At 74.0% G+C, this 20,047-nt stretch carries 13 protein-coding genes; 5 read left to right on the top strand and 8 right to left on the bottom strand.

All coding sequences use genetic code 11. The features are described 5' to 3' along the window. The first annotated feature begins 24 nt into the window (after nt 1–24). On the top strand, nt 25–1,074 hold the full coding sequence (locus tag ACH4PY_RS29560; RefSeq protein ID WP_398189575.1) for an aldo/keto reductase: 1,050 nt from the start codon (nt 25–27) through the stop codon (nt 1,072–1,074). Nucleotides 1,075–1,083: 9 nt separating this feature from the next. Here the strand turns inward: ACH4PY_RS29560 and asnB are convergent, their stop codons facing one another. From asnB to ACH4PY_RS29535, 5 genes are all read right to left on the bottom strand, one after another. Beyond that, nucleotides 1,084–2,913, bottom strand: a complete 1,830-nt coding sequence (gene asnB / locus ACH4PY_RS29555) for an asparagine synthase (glutamine-hydrolyzing) (RefSeq protein ID WP_398189572.1) — start codon at nt 2,911–2,913, stop codon at nt 1,084–1,086. 126 nt (nt 2,914–3,039) lie between these two features. Continuing rightward, nucleotides 3,040–4,428: a cytosine permease gene (locus ACH4PY_RS29550; protein WP_398189569.1), complete on the bottom strand. Its 1,389-nt coding sequence runs from the start codon at nt 4,426–4,428 to the stop codon at nt 3,040–3,042. Nucleotides 4,429–4,460: 32 nt separating this feature from the next. Continuing rightward, nucleotides 4,461–5,963 (bottom strand): DUF1116 domain-containing protein, encoded by a 1,503-nt coding sequence (locus ACH4PY_RS29545; RefSeq protein ID WP_398189567.1) that lies wholly within the window; start codon nt 5,961–5,963, stop codon nt 4,461–4,463. Further along, on the bottom strand, nt 5,960–7,510 hold the full coding sequence (fdrA, locus tag ACH4PY_RS29540) for an acyl-CoA synthetase FdrA (protein WP_398189564.1): 1,551 nt from the start codon (nt 7,508–7,510) through the stop codon (nt 5,960–5,962). Before fdrA ends, ACH4PY_RS29545 begins: the two co-directional genes overlap by 4 nt. After that, the gene (locus tag ACH4PY_RS29535; RefSeq protein WP_398189561.1) at nt 7,507–8,427 is read right to left on the bottom strand and encodes a DUF2877 domain-containing protein; all 921 of its coding nucleotides are present in this window, start codon (nt 8,425–8,427) and stop codon (nt 7,507–7,509) included. Before ACH4PY_RS29535 ends, fdrA begins: the two co-directional genes overlap by 4 nt. 125 nt (nt 8,428–8,552) lie before the next feature. On the opposite strand from ACH4PY_RS29535, the gene ACH4PY_RS29530 reads away from it, so the two are divergent. Continuing rightward, complete coding sequence (locus ACH4PY_RS29530) at nt 8,553–9,488, top strand: carbamate kinase (protein WP_398189559.1); 936 nt, start codon at nt 8,553–8,555, stop codon at nt 9,486–9,488. Between the two features lie 328 nt (nt 9,489–9,816). Here the strand turns inward: ACH4PY_RS29530 and ACH4PY_RS29525 are convergent, their stop codons facing one another. Together ACH4PY_RS29525 and ACH4PY_RS29520 are read right to left on the bottom strand one after the other, a co-directional pair. Then, nucleotides 9,817–10,470 (bottom strand): GntR family transcriptional regulator, encoded by a 654-nt coding sequence (locus ACH4PY_RS29525; protein WP_398189557.1) that lies wholly within the window; start codon nt 10,468–10,470, stop codon nt 9,817–9,819. 103 nt (nt 10,471–10,573) lie between these two features. Next, nucleotides 10,574–12,613: a lamin tail domain-containing protein gene (locus tag ACH4PY_RS29520; protein ID WP_398189555.1), complete on the bottom strand. Its 2,040-nt coding sequence runs from the start codon at nt 12,611–12,613 to the stop codon at nt 10,574–10,576. A 266-nt stretch (nt 12,614–12,879) separates the two neighbouring features. On the opposite strand from ACH4PY_RS29520, the gene ACH4PY_RS29515 reads away from it, so the two are divergent. From ACH4PY_RS29515 to ACH4PY_RS29505, 3 genes are all read left to right on the top strand, one after another. Then, complete coding sequence (locus tag ACH4PY_RS29515; protein ID WP_398189552.1) at nt 12,880–14,391, top strand: cryptochrome/photolyase family protein; 1,512 nt, start codon at nt 12,880–12,882, stop codon at nt 14,389–14,391. Nucleotides 14,392–14,484: 93 nt separating this feature from the next. Beyond that, the gene (locus ACH4PY_RS29510) at nt 14,485–15,504 is read left to right on the top strand and encodes a hypothetical protein (protein WP_398189550.1); all 1,020 of its coding nucleotides are present in this window, start codon (nt 14,485–14,487) and stop codon (nt 15,502–15,504) included. A 190-nt stretch (nt 15,505–15,694) separates the two neighbouring features. Continuing rightward, nucleotides 15,695–19,528, top strand: coding sequence for a S8 family serine peptidase (locus tag ACH4PY_RS29505; protein WP_398189547.1), 3,834 nt, complete (start codon nt 15,695–15,697; stop codon nt 19,526–19,528). Nucleotides 19,529–19,606: 78 nt separating this feature from the next. Here ACH4PY_RS29505 and ACH4PY_RS29500 read toward each other — a convergent pair. Then, a partial coding sequence (locus tag ACH4PY_RS29500) for a transglycosylase SLT domain-containing protein (RefSeq protein ID WP_398189545.1) occupies nt 19,607–20,047 on the bottom strand: 441 nt, incomplete at its 5' end.

The following is a 20,047-nucleotide window of genomic DNA, read 5'->3' as shown; positions in this document are numbered from 1 at the left end:
CTCTTCCATCATAGGAGCTCCGCCATGCGTTACCTCAAACTGGGCCGCACCGGCCTGGACGTGTCCCCAATCGCGATCGGCGCCATGACGTACGGCGAGCCCGGCCGCGGCCACCCGGTCTGGTCCCTGGACGAGGCCGCCGCCCGCCCGCTGATCCGGCACGCGCTGGAGGCCGGGATCAACTTCTTCGACACCGCCAACATGTACTCCTACGGATCCAGCGAGGAGATCCTCGGCCGCGCCCTGAAGGACTACGCCGACCGCGACGACGTCGTCGTCACCACCAAGGTCCGCCACACCATGCGTCCGGGCCGTCCCAACGGCGGCGGCCTGTCCCGCAAGGCGGTCATGGCCGAGATCGACGCGAGCCTGCGCCGCCTCGGCACCGACCACGTCGACGTCTACATGGTCCACCGCCTCGACACCGACACCCCGCTCGAGGAGACCCTGGAGGCCCTCGACGACGTGGTGCGGGCCGGCAAGGCGCGCTACCTCGGCGCCTCCTCGATGCACGCCTGGCAGTTCGCCAAGGCCCTGCACCTCCAGGAGCGGCACGGCTGGGCCCGCTTCGTCACCATGCAGGACCACTACAACCTGCTGGCCCGCGAGGAGGAGCGCGAGATGCTCCCGCTGTGCGCCGACGAGGGCGTGGCGACCACCGTCTGGAGCCCGCTCGCCCGCGGCCGCCTCGCCCGTCCCTTCGACCGGGCGAACGCGGGCGAGCGGGCCGCCACCGACGGCGGCTTCGCCGACCTGCTCTACGCGGCGGACGCCGACAGCGACCGCCGGATCACCGACGAGGTCGGCGCCGTGGCGAGGGACCGCGGCGTCAGCCGCGCGCAGGTCGCCCTGGCGTGGCTGCGCCGCAATCCCGTGGTGGCCGCGCCGCTGGTCGGCGCGCGGACGACCGGTCAGATCGACGAGGCCGTGGCCTCCCTCGACCTCGTCCTCACCGACGAGGAGGCCCGCCGCCTGGAGGCCCCGTACACCCCGCGGTACGACGTCCAGGGCGTCTCGGACACCGCCGAGATGGAGCGGATCAAGGCCCGCATCCCCGGCTACGCGAACACCTGACCTGCCGGGTCACGCCGCCTCGACGACCGGGTGGCGCAGGTCGAACCAGGCGGCGAGGTCGAGCGTGCGCTCCAGGGCGGAGCGCTCCTGCTGGGTGATCTCCGCGGGCGCGGCGAGCGCGGCGGACCGGACGGCTCCGCGGTCGCACAGCGCGAGCCCGGGGTGGTCGGAGGCGAGCAGGTCGAGGGCCTGCTCCTGGACGGCCGTCACGTACGCCGGGTCGAAGGTGCCGGGGTAGCCGCTCTTCTTGCGGTCGGCGACCGAGGCGGGCAGCAGGTCGCGGGTCGCGGCGCGCAGCAGGCTCTTCTCCCGGCCGTCGAAGGTCTTGAGCGACCAGGGCGTGTTGAAGACGTACTCCACGAGCCGGTGGTCGCAGAAGGGCACCCGCACCTCCAGGCCGACGGCCATGCTCATCCGGTCCTTGCGGTCCAGCAGCGACTGGACCATGCGGGTCAGATGGAGGTGGCAGACCTCGCGCATCCGCCGTTCCAGGCCCTCCTCGCCGTCCAGCCGGGGCGTCCCGGCGACGGCGGTGCGGTACTGGTCGGCGAGGTAGCCGGGCAGGTCGAGGGCCGTACGCAGGCCGGGTTCGAGGACTTCGGCGGAGTCGAAGACGCCGCCGCCCACGAGCCACGGGAAGGTCTCGACGTCGCGCCGCTCGTCGTGGAACCACGGGTAGCCGCCGAAGACCTCGTCCGCCGACTCGCCGGACAGCGCGACCGTCGACCGCTCGCGTATCGCGCGGAAGAGCAGGTAGAGCGAGTTGTCGCGGTCGCCGATGCCGACCGGCAGGTCGCGCGCGCCCACCGCGGCCCGGCGGACCTCCGGCGCGGCGAGGTCGGCGCCGGCGAGCACCACGTCCTGGTGGTCGCACCGTACGTGCTCGGCGACGGCGTGCACGTACGGGGTGTCCTGGGTGGGGCTGATGTCGACCGGCCGGAAGTGCCGCTCCTGGTCGGGGAAGTCGACGGCGAAGCTGCGTACGGTCTCGCCGCCCGCGGCGAGGTCGCGCGCGGCCAGCGCGGTCATCGCGGACGAGTCGAGTCCGCCGGACAGCAGCATGCAGCGCGGGACGTCCGCGACGAGCTGGCGGGCGACGACGTCCTCCAGCAGTTCGCGCACCCGGCGCACGGTGGCCTCGCGGTCGTCGGTGTGCTCGGTGGCCTCCAGCCGCCAGTAGGCGCGCTCGCGCACACCGCCCGCGTCCACGACCGCGAGGTGGCCGGGACGCAGCTCGCGGATGTCCTTCCACACCGCCAGGCCGGGGGTCTTGGCGAAGGTGAACAGCTCGCGTAAGCCGTCCAGGTCGACGACCGGGCGGCACAGCGGGTTGGCGAGGATCGCCTTGGGCTCGGAGCCGAAGACGACACCGTCGTCGGTCTCGGCGAAGTAGAAGGGCTTGATGCCCATCCGGTCGCGGATCATGACGAGGCGGTCGGTGCGGGCGTCCCAGACGGCCAGCGCGTACATGCCGTTGAGGCGCTCGGCGACCGCCTCGCCCCATTCCAGGTAGCCGTGCAGGACGACCTCGGTGTCCGACTCGGTGGTGAAGCGGTGGCCGCGCGAGCGCAGCTCGGCCCGCAGCTCGGTGTAGTTGTAGGCCTCGCCGGAGTAGACCATCGCGACCTGGCCGTCGTCGGTGTCGACGTGCATGGGCTGCGCGCCGCCCGGCAGGTCGATGACCGCGAGCCTGCGGTGCCCGAGGGCGGCGTGCCGGGCCGTCCACGCGCCGCGCGCGTCCGGGCCCCGGCAGGCCATCGTCTCGGTCATCGCCTCCAGGACGTGTCCGTGGGCGGTCAGGTCGCGCCGGTAGCCGACCCAGCCGGTGATTCCGCACATGTGCGTGCCTCCGCGTCAGGGGATTGGGTGCATTTACCATGCACCCGTATGTGACGGGATGGACACGGTGCGCGGCGTTCCCGCGGGTGTCTGGTTTCTCACACGTAAAATCTTGTTATGTACATGTTATTTCGAGAGCGGCGTGTCCAGGACATTCCCGCCAGGGCCCTTCCCCTGGAGCTGCGGACCGTATACGCCCCCCGGCTGCGGCAGCACCCGCTCCAGCACGGCGTAGGCGACCACCGCGACGACCAGGCCGGTCACCGCGTCGGACAGCTGCGGGGCCCACCAGTGGGCGATCGCCGCCGCGCCCGCGCCGACCGCCCACGCGCCGAAGGCCGTGGGGCGCACGGCCGCGGTCGGCCTGCTGTCCATGGCGCCGCGGCCGCCGCGGGCCAGGAACTGGTCGGCGATGAGCACACCGCCCAGCGGCGGCACGAACACGCTGAGGATGACCAGCCAGTCCAGGAAGTGGTTCCACACCCCGGCGAGCGCGGCCAGGGTGCCGATCACCCCGAGGACGACCGTCGTGGTGCGCATCCTGCGGCCGGTCAGGTGCGACCAGCCCAGGGCGCCGTTGTAGAGGCAGTGGCTGCACACCGAACCGAGGTTGACGAAGACGAAGACGGCCGCGAGCACGTTGAGGATCCCGGTGTGCTCGCCGGTGAGGATCGGCAGGAAGTCCCCGCCCCCGGTGGCGGGGGCGGCGACCGCGCCCGCCGCGACCACCAGGCCGCCCGTCACCTGGGCGACCACGCTGGCCACCGGGAAGGCGCTGACGGTCGCGAGGACCGCCTGCCGCCCGTTGCGCGACCAGCGGGTGAAGTCCGCCGTCATCGTCCCGGAGTCGGCGAAGGTCGCCATCATCATCGACACCGCGGCGCCGAAGGTCAGGCTCGCGTCGCCGCCCACCCCGTCGTACGACAGCACGTCGCCCAGGCCCTGGTTGCGGGCGACGATCACCAGGGCGATACCGCCGGCCAGCAGGAACAGCGGGGCGGCGACCGCGCCCAGCCAGGACAGCGCCCTGATGCCGAGGTAGGTCAGCGCGATGAAGCCGAGCCCGGCCAGGACGGCGACGAGCCGCTCGTGCCAGCCGAAGGCCTGGTGCAGCGTGGCGCCGGTGGCGCCGGTGTTGAAGGCGAACCACCCCACCACCACGGTGGCCAGGAACGCCGAGGCGATCACGTAGCCGGCCCGGCCGAAGGTGCGGGTCGCCTGGAGGGAGAAGCTCTCGCCGGTGGAGCCGGCGCGGTGGCTGAGGATCCCCACGTACAGCAGCATGACGAGGTTGGCCGCGGCGATCGCGGCCAGTCCGCGCCAGAAGCCCAGCATGGCGACGACCACGCCGCCGGGCACCGCGTTGGTGAGGATCATCGGGAAGCCGAACCAGACGGCCGAGACCGTCCAGAGCGACTTGCGGCTGTCCGCGGGGACGGGGCTGTGCTCGAACTCGGCGTCCGGCTCCGGGGATCCGGACAGGGCCGGGTCCGCCGCGGCGTCGTGCGTGTTCATGGCATGTGGCTTCCGGTCGGGCTCTCGTTACGTCAGGAGAGGGCGTCGGCGGGGGATGCTGCGGAATCTGCGGCCGCGGCCGGGCCGGAGAAGAGGCCGGCCAGTGCGGTGGCCGCCGCGGTGAAGGCCTCGGCCGGCGGGTGCGTGATGCCCGCGCCGATCATGCCGATACCGGCCTCCTTGTGGGCGATGGCCGTGTTGATGACCGGGAGGATGCCCGTGTCGAGGACCTTGCGGACGTCGATGCCGGTGGGCAGCCCCTGGAAGTCCAGGGCCGGGATGGTGACGTTGGGGTTCTGCGCGGTGGTGATCTCGCCCATGTCCCGCGTGTAGCCCATGGCCTCCTGCACCGTGCCGCCGACCAGCGCGACGATCGCGGGCGCGGCCGACATCGCGAAGCCGCCGAAGCCGTACGTCTCGGTGATCGCGCTGTCGCCGATGTCCAGGCCGGAGTCCTCCGGCTTGTAGCCGGCGAACATCGGGCCGACGACCCGCTGCGCCGGGCCGGTGAACCAGCGGCCCGGCAGCCCGCTGACGCGGATGCCGAACTCGACGCCGTTGCGCGCCATGGTGGTGACGATCGTGGAGTCGGGGATGCCGTGCGCGGCGTCGAGGGCGGCCTTGGCCATCGCCATCCACGTCGGCCCGGAGAAGTAGTCCGAGCTGGCGATGAAGTCGAAGACCTCCTTCTTCTGCTCGGTGCCGAAGGACGTCCGGATCAGCGCGGAGCTGAGCGCCTGGGCGAGCAGCAGGGTGCCCGCGTTGTTGCGGTTGTGGCACTCGTCGCCCATGTGGACGGCCTGCGAGAGCATCAGGCGCAGGTCGATCGGCCCGCCGATCTCGACGGCCTCCTTGAGCATCGGCCCCAGGACGTCCCGCATCCACACCAGCCGGTCGATGACGCTGCGGTCGTTGGCGCCCATCCGCAGGATCTTCGCCATCTGCTCGGACAGGTTGGTGTACGCGGTGTTGCCGTGCGTCTCGTTGCGCACGACGTGCATGTACATCGACGCCGACGTGACACCGGCCATCGAGCCGACGCAGTCGTGCTCGTGGCACGGCGCGAAGGTGATCGCGCCGGACGCGGCCAGTTCCGCGGCGGCGTCCAGGTCCTCGGCCAGGCCCTCGAAGACGAGCGCGCCGGTGACCGCGCCCTTCATCGCACCGGCCATCTTCTCCCAGGTGATGGGCGGGCCGGAGTGCAGGATCGTGGTGGGCGTCATGCCCGGGACGACGTCCAGGGCGCGGCCGAAGCCGACGAGCATCGGACGGGCGGCGGTGATCCGCGCGACCGCCTCCTCGTTGGCCGCCGCGATGCGCGCGGCCGTCTGCGGCTCGTCGAGGACGTCGAGGGCGCGGGCGGCCTCGGGGCTGCCGCCGCCGGGCGGGGTCCAGTCGACCGTCGTGACCTGCGCGCCCTGGGCCGCGATGTCCTGCTCGAACATGGCCAGGCCGACGTTGACGACGACGGGCGGGCCCGCGAACAGCGCGGCGGCGGGGGTGGTCTGCGGGGCGGCTGCGGTGGTGTCGGTCATGCCTGCTGGGCCTTCCGTGCGATCTCACGGGCGAACCGGCCCGTCTCGGTGCTGCTGGTGGTGACGGTGACGCCGGCGGCCCGCAGGGCCTCGGTCTGGGCGGCGACCGACGGGGTGTCCAGGTCGGTGCCGAGGACGTAGCCGACGATCTCCAGGTGGCGGCCGGCCGCGCGGGCGACGGCCTGGGCCTGCGCGATGGCGGGCAGCGTGCTGCCGACCGGGTCCTCGTGCGCGCCGAAGCCGAGCACGAAGTCCATGACGACGACGGCGACCTCGGGGTCGGCGGCCTCCGCGACCAGGCGCTCCAGGCGCACCGAGGGGTCGATCATGGGGTGCGGGCGGCCGTTGGTGAAGTCGTCGTCCCCGAAGTCGAGGAAGGTGTGGCCGGTGCTGGGCGCGGTGGCGGCCAGCCGGCGGGCCGGGTCCTTCTGGATGTTGCTCCAGACGTCGAAGCCCGCGTCCCGCACCGCGTACATCGTCTCGTCGCACAGGGTGCCGCCGCAGAACAGGCCGCGGACGTAGGTCTGCCCCGCGGTGAGCCGGGCGGCGACCGCGTCCGCGGCGGCCGTGACGTCCAGCTCCTCGGTGGCCGCGGGCTCGATGCCGGTCAGCCGCACCGCCTGGCGGGCGGCGTCGTGGCTGTCGGCGGCGAAGTGCCCGCCGGCCGCGGCGACCGCCTCCTGCGAACCGCCGATGAAGTAGACGACGACGGGCTTGCCCGCGGCGGCGACCTCGGCGAGCACCTTCTTCTCGACCGAGGGGGCCGGGGGCTTGGAGACCAGCACGATCACGTCGGTGCCGGGGTCGGCGGCGAGCGCGCGGATGCCGTCGGTCATCATGATGCCGCCGACCTCCTCGCTGAGGTCGCGGCCGCCGGTGCCGATGAGCTGCGAGATGCCGCCGCCGAGGGCGTGCACGCGGACGCTGACCTCCTGCGAGCCGGTGCCGGAGGCGGCGACGAGGCCGACACGGCCGGGGCGCACCGTGTTGCCGAAGCACAGCGCGACGTTGCCGATGACGGCGGTGCCGCAGTCCGGGCCCATCATGAACAGGCCGCGCTCGTGCGCGAGCTGCTTGAGGGCGACCTCGTCCGCGACGGACACGTTGTCGCTGAAGAGCATCACGTGCAGGCCGCTCAGCAGGGCCTTCCGCGCCTCGCGCGCGGCGTAGGCGCCGTTGACGGCGATGACCGCGAGATTGGCGCCCGGGGTCGCCGCGGCGGCGGCCGGCAGGGTGCGGTGGGCGACCGCCCCGGGGGCCGCGGCGGCGGGGGCCTTGCGCTGGAGCAGCTCGCCGACCTGCGCGAGCAGGGCGTCGGTGTCGGCCTCCGGCGCGGTGACCAGGACGATCATCAGGTCGCCGTTGCCCGCGTCCCGCAGTTCGTCGGTCAGCAGGCCCAGGTTGTCCAGGACCTGCTTGTTCATCTCGGTGCCCATGGCGGTGAACGCCTGCTCGACGCCGTCCAGGCCGTTGGCCTTGGTGGAGACGGACATCAGGGACACGGAGTCGAAGTAGGTGTTCTTCCGTACGACTGCTGTGGTGCTCACAGCGGACCTCGCAGTTCTTCTTCCAGGTGGAGCCCGGCCGCCAGGCCGGACAGGGTGTCGCTGCCCGAGGTGTGGCCGACGGCCAGCACCGCGCGGACCGGAGCGTGCAGGTCGAGCGGGCCCGCCGCACCTTCCAGCAGCCGCAGCAGGTCCAGGAGTTCGGCGCGGGCCCGGCCGCGGGCGGCCTCGCGCAGGGTCGCGAGGGCGACGTCGGTGGTACGGCCCGGGTGCGCGTCCAGCACCTCGCGCAGCACGGGGACGAAACCGGCCAGGGCGCTGCCCGGCAGGGCGGCGACGAGCACCAGCCCGGTCAGGAAGTCGTCCCCGGCCGGGGTCAGCCCGGGGCCGAGGCCCAGCAGGGCGAGCACCCCGCGGCGGGTCGCCGCGCTGTCGCGGGCGCGGATGCCCGCGGTCAGCTCCGCCCGCCCGGCGTGCAGGGCCCGGACGACGGCGTCGTCCATCGGGCCCGCGCCCGGGGCCGCGCCGAGCATGCCGCCACGGGGGCCGTACGTGTGGTTGAGGCGGTCGATCCGGGCGGCCGCCGCGGCGCGCGCACCCGCCGGAAGACCGGCCAGCGTCGGCCGGATGGTATACCAATGCCTCGCCCCCTCGACGGTGAGGCACAAGGGGCGCCCCGGCACCGCGAGGGTGAGGCAGCCGGGCGCGAACGCGACCGGCTGCCCGGCGGCGAGACCGCGCCCCGCCCAGCCGCCGACATCGGCGGTGAGCGTCCGCGGGGCGTCGCCCGAGCCGCGCGCGGCCAGCGCGATGAGCGCGTCCTGCGGGGTCAGCACGTTGACGACGCGAGCGAAGACGGAGTGGACGCGGCCGGTGCCGCTCCCGGCACCCAGCTGCCGCAGCAGCTCCGCGTCGCCGGACTCCACCCGCACCGCGGCCGCCGCCTCATGGCCTGCCATCGCGCCCTCCTTCCGCCGTTCCGGCCGGGCACGCCCGCGCACCCGCGCGGACTCCCGGCAACTCCTCCATATTGGTATACCATTCTTGTTCGACAAGCGAACACACGTAAGGCAGGGACAACCACATGCGCATCGTCGTCGCCCTCGGAGGCAATGCACTGGCCAGGCGCGGGGAGCCGATGACGGCCGGGCACCTGCGCGCCAACGTGCGCGGGGCCTGCCAGGCGCTCGCCGGGCTCGCCCGCGAGCACGAGGTGGTCATCACGCACGGCAACGGGCCCCAGGTCGGCCTGCTGGCACTGCAGAACCTCGCCTACCAGGACGTGGCCGCCTACCCGCTGGACATCCTCGGCGCCGAGACGCAGGGCATGATCGGCTACGTCATCCAGCAGGAGCTGTCCAACGCGCTGGCCGGGGAGCGCGAGGTCGCCGCGATCGTCACCACGACGGAGGTGGACGAGGCGGACCCCGCGTTCGAGCGCCCCACCAAGCTGATCGGCCCGCAGTACTCGGCGCAGGACGCCGCCGAGGCCGCCGCCGAGTACCGGTGGACGATCGCCCGCGACGGCGGCGCCTTCCGCCGCGTCGTCCCGTCCCCGAACCCGCTGCGCATCATGCAGGCGCCGCTGGTGAGCCGGCTGCTGGACGGCGGCACCCTCGTGGTGTGCGTCGGCGGCGGCGGGGTGCCGGTGCGCACCGACTCGCGCGGCCGCCAGGTCGGCATGCAGGCCGTGGTCGACAAGGACCTCGCCAGCGCGGCGCTCGCCGCCGACCTGGGCGCGGACATGCTGATCATGCTCACCGACGGCGACTTCGTCAGCGAGAACTGGGGCACCCCCGAGCAGCGCGACATCCTCACCGCCTCCCCCGAGGGCCTGTCCCAGCTCGCCTTCGCCGAGGGCTCGATGCAGCCCAAGGTGGACGCGGCGGTACGCGTCGCCAAGGCGGGCGGCCGCGCGCTCATCGGCCCCCTGGAGCGGCTGGACGACCTGCTGGCACGCAAGGTCGGCACCGAGATCCGCCCGGACCTGCCGGAGGGCATCGTCTTCACGAGCGCGTGACGCGCCGCGGGTTTCCGGAGCCCGCGCCCGGCTCCTCCGCGGCGAGCGGGGACGCCCGGAGGGCACCCGGGACCCGTCACCGGTCCCTCCACGGCGGGCGAGGACGCCGGGGGCGCGGGCGCCCGGGGCCCGCGCTGGGCTCTTCCGCCGCGAGCGGGAACACCCGGGGCAGCCAGGGTCCGTGACCGGGCCCTTCACGGCAGCCGGGAACGCCGGGGCCCGTGTGATCCGCGGAGCGCCGGGGCGCGAGAAGGCGCCGGGCTCCGGGGGCCGGACCGCGGCGGCCGGGGGGGCGGCGCAGGGAGGCGCCCGGCGCGGCCCGCGGCGGCTACTCCGCGGCGGTCACCGCGCGCCGGGCGGCGGCGCGGCTGCCGCTGGCCTCCAGGTGGCGGGCGGCCAGCTCCTCGACGCCGGGGACGTCGCGCGCCTCGATCGCCCGGTAGAGGGCCTCGTGCTCCTCGGCGACGGCGGTGAAGTCGTCGTGCTGCCCGAGCAGCCAGCGCAGCCTGCTGCGCAGCGTCAGGTCCAGCTCGTTCAGCAGCGCGTTGTCGGCCAGCTCGGTGACCGTCTCGTGGAAGGCGGCGGCCGCCCGCCGGGCCGCGGCCCCGTCGCCCCGGGCGGCGGCCGACAGTTCCTCGTCCAGCCGGGCGCGCAGCTTCGCCAGCCCGGCCCGGGTACGGCGCTGCGCGGCCAGCCGGAAGCCGAGCGTCTCCAGCGCGGACCGCACCTCGTTGAGGTCCGAGACGTCGGTGGGGCTGAATTCCCGCACCACCGCCCAGGTCCGCGGCCGCGGGGTCACCAGCCCCTCGCCGACCAGCCCGCGCAGCGCGTCCCGCACGGGCAGCCGGCTCACCCCCAGCTCGGCGGCGATCTCCCGCTCGACCAGCCGGCTGCCGGGCGCCCGGGTGCCGTCGGTGATCTGGTCGCGCAGGACGCGCATGACCCGCTCCGACTCGGGTGTGAATTCCTCAGCGCCTGTCATGCGCTCATTTTCGCACCGGCCCCCGCCGGGCCCCGGCACGGCGGCGCCCCCGGCCGCGCGGTGCGGCCGGGGGCGTCGTGCCCGGGGGCGGGTCGGCAGACGTTCAGCAGGGGAAGGTGCCGCTGTAGAGGGCGTGCCCGCTGGAGGACGTCTTGGAGCCGAAGCCGTAGATGCCGTCGTCGGACCAGACCGCCTCGCGCGAGCCGCCGACGCAGGTCGAGCCGGGCGCGAGGGCGAAGCCCTCCAGGTTGTCCGCGGGCATGACGGCGGGGTTGGTGTAGGTCACGTCGGGGACGATCGCGCCTCCGGAGACCTTCATGAAGGTGTGGGTCTCACCGCAGGTGTTGTCGCAGGTGGCGACGACGCGCTGGGTCGCCGCGTCGAACTCCACGTCCATGACGGACGTCTTGCCCGTCGCGATCGTGCCGAAGGTCGTGAACGTGCCGTCGGAGTTGAGGCCGTACACGTGCAGCGAGCCGTCCCACTCCAGGCCCGCGAAGTACAGGCCCGCGCCGTGCAGCGGGTAGTCCGCCGGGTCGTAGGCGGCGCCGGTGCGCGGGTCGGTCCAGCCGCCCGCGGTCAGCCAGCTGTCGGGCACGTAGCCGACGCCCTCGAAGCCCAGGTTGGCGTCGTCCTTGTCGCCGGTGTCGAGCTGCGGGAACTGCGAGGTCATGTCCCACTGGTGCAGCGGGGAGAGGGTCGAGCCGGTCGCGGCCGGGTCGTACTCCAGGACCGTGTCCTTCGGGAGGGTGTTCTTGGTGTTGTCGCGCTCGGAGGTCACGTAGAGGTGGCCGTTGCCGCCGACCGTCACGCCCTCGGAGTCGGGCTCGCCGGAGCCGCCGGAGAAGCGGATCTGCTTGCCGGTCGCGCTCCACGAGGAGTCCGGGACCCAGGTGCTGCCGCTCTTGACCAGCTTGAACAGCCAGTTCTTGTTCTTGACGGCCCACAGCACCGACGGGTTCGCCGGGTCGAAGGCCAGGCCGCTCACGTCACGGCCCTCGGGCCCGGTGGACGTGGTGAAGGCGCAGACGCGGTCGGCGATCGTGACGTCGGCCCCGCCGGGCCAGGCCAGGGTGCCGGAGGGGGCGGAGTGCGAGCCGCTGGGCGCCTCGGGGGTGCAACCGCTGGTGAGCGAACCGCCGCCGCCGAGCAGTTGGCCGGGCTGACCGCCGCCGGTCCCGCCGGTGGTCCCGCCCGTGGTGCTCCCGCCGGTCGTCGTACCGCCGGTGGCGCCGCCGCTCGTGGTGCCGCCGCCGCCCGAGCAGGAGTTGGCGCTGCCGAGGGTCGCGGTCGCGGCGGTCCGGAACCAGCCGGTGCCGTCGGCGCAGCGCTCGTCCGAGGGCGTGGCGCCGTCGGTCGCCCAGCTCACCGAGTCGACGGTGTCGCCGCTGCCGTCGAGAAGGAAGAGCGAGTCGTTGTCGCCGAGGCCGATGGTGGAGTCGAAGGTGACGTAGCCGCCCGCGGGGATGCTGGTCGCGCTCGGCGAGGAGGACGAGATCGTCGCCGCGGAGTGGCCGGTGTCGCCGTCGGTGTACTTCCACGCGCTGATGCCGACCGCGCTCGTGCCGCCGTTGTACAGCTCCACGGTGTCCGAGCCGTCGGAGGTGACCTCGTTGACCCGTACCCGGCTCGCGGCCGGTAGGGAGGACGGGCAGCCGAGGGCGTTCGCGGAGCCGAAGGTGGCCGCGGCGGCGGTCGTGACCCATGCCCCGGTCCCGTCGCCGCCGCACCGCGCCATCGCGGGCTTGGCCTTGTCCGTGGCCCAGTCGACCCGGTCGACGACCGTACCGCCGGAGGTGTAGATCACCAGCTTGTCGGAGTCCCCCAGCCCCTTGGGGGAGTTGAAGGTGACGAAGCCGCCCGCCGGGACCGTGCCGGAGGACGGGCTGAAGGACTGCGCGGAGAAGCTGTCGTCCGACATCTTCCAGCCGCTGATGCTCACCGCGGTCGAGCCGGTGTTGTACAGCTCCACGGTGTCGTTGCCCGAGGAGGTGACCTCGTTGATCCGGATGTTCTGGTAGCCGGCCGGGTCGGCGGCCGCCGCGGGCTGCGCGGCGAGCACCCCGGCGACGGCGAGACCGGAAAACGTCAGAGCCGCGGCGCACAGGGAGGCGGCGCCGGCACGCGAGTGAGTTGTAGGCACGAGGCCGAACTCTGGAGACGGAACGTGGAGACCGCGTGTACGCCGCCTGAACGCCGCCTGCTGCCGACCGGAACGCCGGACGCCGCTTCCGGCTTCCGTCCGGGGCCGCCTGACGACATGGCGCCTCGCCCGTCGGAGTGAGCCTGCGGGCGCGCGGGCCCCGCGTCGCCGATCATGCCGGGGACGGCACGCGTACCGAACCGCGCGCGGACCGGCGGACGGAACCTGCGTACCGCCGGGCGGCGCGCACGACCGGAGAGGTGGAGATGGCTGATCCGCACTGGCTGTTCGGCGACCAGCTCGGCCCCGGCTTCCTGCGCCCGGACGCGCACCGCGGGGGTCCGGGCCGCGACGGCCCCGTCGTGATGATCGAGGCCCGCTCGGTCTTCCGCCGCCGCCGCTTCCACCGGGCGAAGGCCCATCTGCTGCTGTCGGCCATGCGGCACCGGGCGGCCGAACTCGGCGACCGCGTCCGCTACGTCAAGGCCGACACCTACCGGGAGGGGCTGCGCGCGGCGGTGCCCAGCGGGCCCGTCACGGTGCACCACCCCACCTCACGCGCCGCGCTGGCGCTGGTCGGGCGCCTGGAGCAGGTCCGGGTGCTGCCCGCCCGGGGCTTCCTCGTCCCGCACGACGCCTTCGCGTCCTGGGCGGACGGGCGCGAGGGGCACCGGCTGCGGCAGGAGGACTTCTACCGCTGGGTCAGGCGCACGCACGGCCTGCTGATGGACGGCGCCGAGCCGGCCGGCGGGGTGTGGAACCTCGACCGGGACAACCGCGAGCCGCCGCCCCCCGGTGCCGCCTCGCTCGGCGCGCCCGCGCCCTACCGCCCGCGCGAGGACGCGGTCGACGACGAGGTCCGGCGCGACCTGGACGCGTGGGAGCGGGCCGGTGACGTGAGCTTCGCCGGGCGCGACGGGCCGCGGATGTTCCCCGCCACGCGCCGCGAGGCCCTGGCGGCGCTGCGCCGCTTCGTCGACACCCGGCTCGCCGGGTTCGGCCCGCACGAGGACGCGATGCTCGCCGGGGACCCGGTCATGAGCCACAGCCTGCTGTCGTCCTCGCTCAACCTCGGGCTGCTCGACCCGGCCGAATGCGTGGAACGGGCGGAGGAGGCGTGGCGGGCGGGCCGGGCGCCGCTCAGCAGCGTGGAGGGCTTCGTACGGCAGGTCGCCGGGTGGCGCGAGTACGTCTGGCAGCTGTACTGGCACTTCGGCGAGGACTACCGGGGGCGCAACGCGCTCGGGCACCACGGGCGGCTGCCGGAGTGGTTCACCGCACTGGACGCGGACGCGGTCACCGCGCGGTGCCTGTCCACCGTGCTGGCGCAGGTCCGCGACACCGGCTGGACGCACCACATCCCGCGCCTGATGGTGCTGGGCAGCCACGCCCTCCAGCAGGGCTGGGATCCCGCGGAGCTGACGGACTGGTTCCACCGCAACTTCGTCGACGGCTACGACTGGGTGATGCTGCCCAACGTCGTCGGCATGTCGCAGTACGCGGACGGCGGGCGCATGACGACCAAGCCGTACACCTCCGGCGGCGCCTACATCGACAGGATGAGCGACCTGTGCGGCTCCTGCGCCTACCGCCCCGGGGAGCGCAGCGGCGAGCGGGCGTGCCCGTTCACGCGCGGCTACTGGTCCTTCCTGCACCGCCATCGTGACCGGCTCGGCGCGAACCCGCGCACCGCGCGCGCCGTCTCCGGCCTGGACCGCCTCACCGACCTCGACGCGCTGCTGCGCGAGGAGCGGCGGCGCGGCGACACGCCGCCGTGACCCCCACCCGGCGGGCGGGCGGCGGGTGTTGACAGCGGTTGTACGGGACATGAAGACTCCCCGCACGGATTGTTCGAGCTCAGGGGGGTGCCGATGCTGGCTCCGCTCGGGATCCCGCCGGAGCAGGAGCGGTTGTACGTGCTGCTCATCGCCCGGCCGGGCAGTTCGGCCGCCGAGGTGGCCGAACGGGCGGGGATCGGCGTGGCGGAGGCGGTCGCCCGGCTCGACGAGATGGCGGCGGGCGGGCTCGTCGTCGGCGAGGAGCCGCCGCCCTTCGGCGACGCCGGGCCGCGCGAGGCCGGTGCCCGCACCTACCGGGCCGCGTCGCCCTCGGTCGCGCTCGCCCCGCTGCTGGTCCGCCGCCGCACCTCGCTCGACGAGGCGGGCGCGGCCGTCGCGGCGCTCGGGGAGCAGTTCCGCAGCGCCTCCTCGCGCGCGGCGGGCGGGGTGGTGGAGGTGGTGTCGGGGCCGGTCCCGATACGCCACCGGCTCGGGCAGCTCATCGGCGGCGCCCGGCGCGAGGTGCTGATCTTCCTCGCGGAGTCGGTCGTCGCGGTGGAGCGCGACAGCGTCCACCCGATGGAGCGCGACGCGCTGCTGCGCGGGGTGGACTTCCGCGCGATGATCACCCGCAGCCATCTGGAGGTCCCCGGCATGTGGGACGACGTGCGCGAGGTCACCGGCCTCGGCATGAAGATGCGGGTGACGCCGGACATCCCGATGCGGCTGATCATCTCCGACCGCGCCAACGCCATGGTGCCGCTGTCGCTCGGCGAGGAGCCCGGACACGCGGACACGGTGGTCGTGCACGGTACGGGCCTGGTGGCCGCGCTGGTGCTGCTCTTCGAGGAGTACTGGCAGCGTGCCCGGCCGCTTCCGGTGCCCGGCGCGCCCGCCGGCCCCGAGCCCGCGGGGGCCCAGCCCGGCGACCTGGACCGGCAGATCCTCGCGCTGCTCGCCCTCGACGTCACCGACCGGACCATCGCCGCCCAGCTCGACCTGTCCCTGCGGACGGTCGAGCGCAAGATCCGCGCCCTGATGGACCTGGCCTCGGTCGGCTCGCGCTTCCAGCTCGGCGCCGAGGCCGTCGCCCGCGGCTGGCTGCGCCGCTGAGCCGCGCGCGGGGCTCAGGCGTATCCGCCCTTACCGTCGCGCATCCGGCGACCTGACGCACCGTCAGCGACGGCAGGCTTCCGTCATGGCGGCGAACCGTCACGCCGAAGTGTTCTGCCTGCTCATCCGCGCCCGAAGAATGTGCTGCGTTCCGCGTTCCGCGTTCCACGCACCGTATGGAGGGCACCACGTGAGATCCCCGACCAGGCGCGGGCGGCTGCTGACCGCCGTCGGCGCCGTCCTGGCGGCGGTGGCGGCGACCCCGTCGATCGCGCAGGCCACACCGTCCCGGACCGTCCCGCAGCCCGGCCCCCGGGCCGCCGCCCCCGCCGCCACCGCGAGCACCGTCACCCTGGTGACCGGCGACCGGGTGACCGTGACCACGCTCGCCGACGGGCGTGCGGCGGCCACCGTCACCCGCCCGGCGAACCTGACCGGCGGTGTGCAGACCAGGACCGTCGGCAAGGACCTGTACGTCTATCCGTCGGAAGTCCTCCCCTACGTCGCCGCGGGCGTCCTGGACCAGCGGCTGTTCGACGTCACCGCCCTGATCGCCGACGGCTACGACGACGCCCACGCCTCGTCGCTGCCGCTGATCGTGCAGTACGGCGGCACCTCGGCGCGCACCGCCCCCGCCGTGCCGCGCGGCCTGTCCGCCCGGCTCGACCTGCCCGCCGTGCACGGCAGGGCGGTGAACCAGAACCGGTCGGACGCGGCCGCCTTCTGGCAGGCCGTCACCCCGGCCGCGGCACTGACCCGCGCACAGGCCAGGGCCGCGCAGCGGCAGGGCACGGACGGCGGCGCGGCGGGCGCGAAGGCCCGGTCCGCGGACGGCGCGGCCGTCTTCGGCGCGAACATCAGCCACATCTGGCTGGACGGCAAGGTCAGGGCGACGCTCGCGGACAGCACCGCGCAGATCGGCGCCCCCGCCGTGTGGCAGGCGGGCGCCGACGGCAAGGGCGTGGACGTCGCCGTCCTCGACAGCGGCATCGACGCCGGGCACCCGGACCTGGCGGGCCAGGTGGCCGCCTCGGAGAGCTTCGTCCCCGGCCAGGACACCACCGACCGCCTCGGCCACGGCACCCACACCGCCTCCACGATCGCGGGCACCGGCGCCGCCTCGGACGGCAAGGAGAAGGGCGTCGCGCCCGGCTCCCGGCTGCTGGTCGGCAAGGTGCTGGGCGACGACGGTTTCGGCGACGAGTCCTGGATCATCGCGGGCATGCAGTGGGCGGCGCAGACCCAGCACGCCAAGGTCATCAGCATGAGCCTGGGCTCCACCGAGGTCAGCGACGGCACCGACCCGATGAGCCAGGCCGTGAACGACCTCAGCGACTCCACCGGCGCGCTGTTCGTCATCGCCGCGGGCAACACCGGGGCGGGCGGCATCGGTTCGCCCGGCGCCGCCACCTCCGCGCTCACCGTCGGCGCGGTCGACTCCGCCGACCAGCTCGCGTACTTCTCCAGCTGGGGCCCGCGCTCCGGGGACGGCGGTCTCAAGCCCGAGATCACCGCGCCCGGCGTGGACGTCCTCGCCGCCCGCTCGCAGTACTCGGCCGAGGGCTCCGGCCCGTACATCACGATGAGCGGGACGTCCATGGCGACCCCGCACGTCGCGGGCGCCGCGGCGCTGGTCGCGCAGGAGCACCCCGGCTGGAGCGGGCAGCAGATCAAGGACGCCCTGGTCAGCACCGCGCACGAGACCCCGGACATCCCCGTCACGCAGGGCGGCGGCGGACGGCTCGACGTGCAGGCGGCGGCGCTCGGCGACGTGCGCGCCACGGCGACCGCCTGGGCGGGCTTCTACCCGTGGCCGCACACCGCGGACGCCCCGGCGACCAGGACGGTCACGTACACCAACTCCGGCACCACCGACGTCACCCTCGCCCTGAAGGCCGCCGCCACCGGCCCCGACGGCGCGGACGCGTCGGCCGCCTTCGCCCTCTCCGCGTCCACGGTCACCGTCCCCGCGGGCGGCAGCGCCTCGGTCGAGGTGACCGCCGACCCGGCGAAAGCGCCGTACGGGGTGAGCGACGGGCAGCTGGAGGCCTCGGCGGCGGACGGCTCGGTGGTGGCGCACACCCTCATCGGCATCGACCGCGAGGAGGAGCGCTACAACCTGACGATCACCACGGCCGACCGGTCCGGCGCGCCCGTCGCGGGCTACGCGGTGGTCTACCGTACCGGCGAGACGACGCCTTACCAGGTGGAGGTCCCGGACAGCGGCAAGCTGGTGATGCGGCTGCCCAAGGGCGAGTACTCGGTGCTGATGTACGCCGACCTGCCGGGCGCGGCGGGCCCTGACGACCTCGGCCTCGGCGTGCTGTCCGTCCCCCAGCTCCAGCTGGACGGCGACCGCACCGCCGCGCTGGACGCCCGCAAGGCGCACCGCGTCTCGGCGGTCACCCCGCAGCGGTCGGAGGACCAGCTGACGCGGGTGGAGTGGAACCGGGTCGCCGGGGACTTCACCCTCAACGAGAACTACCTGCTGCCCGTCTCGTACACCAGCGTGTGGGCGCAGTCCACGGCCGAGGTGAGCAGCGGCAGCTTCGCCTTCGACACCCGCTGGCGCAAGGGCGCGCCGCTGCTGACCGCCGCCGCCAAGGGCCCGCACGGGGCGGCCGCGGACCTGTCGGGCCTGCTGGTGCAGGCGGGCTCCACACTGCTGCCGGCCGGCCGCAGCAAGCTCCCCGTCATCTCCGCAGGCCTCGGCCGCACCGCCGACTACGCGGGCCTGGACGCCCGGGGCAAGGCCGTGGTCGTCCGCTACGACCGGCAGGCCGACCCGGCCGCGCAGGCCGCCGCCGACACCGCGCAGGCCGCGGCCGCCGTCGCCGCGGGCGCCCGGCTGCTGCTGGTCGTGGGCGACACCCCCGGCAGGCTCTCGGCCTGGTACGGCGCGGACGACTACACCTCGCGCTCACCGGTCGAGGTGGCGTCCCTGCCGAGCACGCAGGGCGCCGCGCTCGCCGCCGCCGCACGCGGCAAGCTGACGCTGGACGTGACCTCGACGCCGACCTCGCCGTACGTCTACGACCTGGTCGAGCGGCACGACGGGGCGATACCGGCCGCCGACCTGACCTACGCGCCCAGGGAGCGCGACCTGGCGCGGATCGACTCGCGCTTCGCGGGCAGCGCCGCCGACCCCGGTGACAACGGCCGCTACGACATGCAGGACTTCGACCGGTTCGGGGTCGGCCTGCAGAGCGTCCAGACGCTGGGCACGTCCCGTACCGACTGGGTCACCCCGGGTGGCGACCGCTTCGGCTGGTACGAGGAGTCGGACAACCCGGTGGTCCAGGAGCGCTCGCTGATCACCCACCCGGCGAAGGGCTCCACCACGCGGAGCGACTGGTTCCTGCCCGTCTACCACCCCCGGATGAACGACAGCCAGTCGCTGCCGAACCGGCAGGGCGACTTCTTCGTCCTCAACGTCCCCGGCTGGGGCGACTCCGGCTCCGGCCACAACGGCTTCGACCTCAACCTGTGGGGCGAGGAGGACAACCTGCACGAGACCGTCACCCTCTACCAGGGCGGCAAGGACCTCGGGTCCACCGTCTACCAGCAGCTCGCCGTCGACGCGCCCAGCAGCGATCCGCTGCCCTACCGGCTGGTCGCCGAGACCAGCCAGGACGGCGTCCTGCCCAGCTCGCCGAGCACCCGCACCGAATGGGGCTTCACCTCGGGCAACGGCTACGCCGACCTGCCGCTGCTGCAGCTCGACTACGGCGTCAACACCGACCTGGCGGGCCGGGCGCAACGGACCGCGCCGCTCACGCTGACCGCCTCCCACCTGCCCGGCGTCACCGGCGCCGGAACGGTCACCGGGGCCACCCTCCAGGTCTCCTACGACGACGGCGCCACCTGGACCGCCCTCCACCTCGAGCGCGGGCACGGCGCCACCTGGAGCACCACGGTCAAGGCTCCGCGCTCGGCCGCACGGGTCTCGCTGCGCGCCACCGCGAAGGACGACGCGGGCAACACCGTCAGCCAGACCGTGCTCGGGGCGTACGCGCTGAAGTAGGCGTATCCGGACACGCCGGAGGGCGGCGGGGCCGTATCGGCCCCGCCGCCCTCCGTATCGCTTTTCTCCGGCGCCGGATCAGTACGCGGAGTCCACGTTGTCCATCGTGCCGTAACGGTCGGCCGCGTAATTGCAGGCGGCGGTGATGTTGGCGACCGGGTCGTAGATGTTGTGCGACGTACCGGCCACGTGGAAACGGTTGAACGTCGGGTCGATCACCTGGAGCAGACCCTTCGAGGGAATGCCGTTGCGGGCGTTGATGTCCCACAGGTTGATCGCCTTCGGGTCACCGCTGGACTCGCGGATGATGTTGCGGTGGATTCCCTCGTACGTGCCGGGGATCCCCTTCTTGTGCATGATGTCGAGCGACTGGCGGATCCAGCCGTCCAGGTTGTTCGTGTAGTGCTTCGCGACCGGCTTGGCAGCGGGCTTGGACGCGGTGGCGCTCTTCTTCGCCACGGCGGCGCGGTGCGCCGAGCGGTCCGCGGCGGCCTTGACCTTCGCACGCTCGTTCGCCTC

The sequence above is a fragment of the Streptomyces sp. NPDC021224 genome, from assembly GCF_044332905.1.
Lineage (GTDB): Bacteria > Actinomycetota > Actinomycetes > Streptomycetales > Streptomycetaceae > Actinacidiphila.
The sequence above is the reverse complement of the archived record's forward strand: the minus strand, read 5'-3'. Positions and strand labels throughout refer to the sequence as shown.

What these genes read in the sequence shown, in the direction of transcription:
- ACH4PY_RS29550 (WP_398189569.1), bottom strand. Translation starts at nt 4,428, where the DNA reads ATGAACACGCACGACGCCGCGGCGGACCCGGCCCTGTCCGGATCCCCG.
- ACH4PY_RS29535 (WP_398189561.1), bottom strand. Translation starts at nt 8,427, where the DNA reads ATGGCAGGCCATGAGGCGGCGGCCGCGGTGCGGGTGGAGTCCGGCGAC.
- ACH4PY_RS29510 (WP_398189550.1), top strand. Translation starts at nt 14,485, where the DNA reads ATGCTGGCTCCGCTCGGGATCCCGCCGGAGCAGGAGCGGTTGTACGTG.
- asnB (WP_398189572.1), bottom strand. Translation starts at nt 2,913, where the DNA reads ATGTGCGGAATCACCGGCTGGGTCGGCTACCGGCGCGACCTGACCGCC.
- ACH4PY_RS29545 (WP_398189567.1), bottom strand. Translation starts at nt 5,963, where the DNA reads ATGACCGACACCACCGCAGCCGCCCCGCAGACCACCCCCGCCGCCGCG.
- ACH4PY_RS29560 (WP_398189575.1), top strand. Translation starts at nt 25, where the DNA reads ATGCGTTACCTCAAACTGGGCCGCACCGGCCTGGACGTGTCCCCAATC.
- ACH4PY_RS29525 (WP_398189557.1), bottom strand. Translation starts at nt 10,470, where the DNA reads ATGACAGGCGCTGAGGAATTCACACCCGAGTCGGAGCGGGTCATGCGC.
- ACH4PY_RS29515 (WP_398189552.1), top strand. Translation starts at nt 12,880, where the DNA reads ATGGCTGATCCGCACTGGCTGTTCGGCGACCAGCTCGGCCCCGGCTTC.
- ACH4PY_RS29530 (WP_398189559.1), top strand. Translation starts at nt 8,553, where the DNA reads ATGCGCATCGTCGTCGCCCTCGGAGGCAATGCACTGGCCAGGCGCGGG.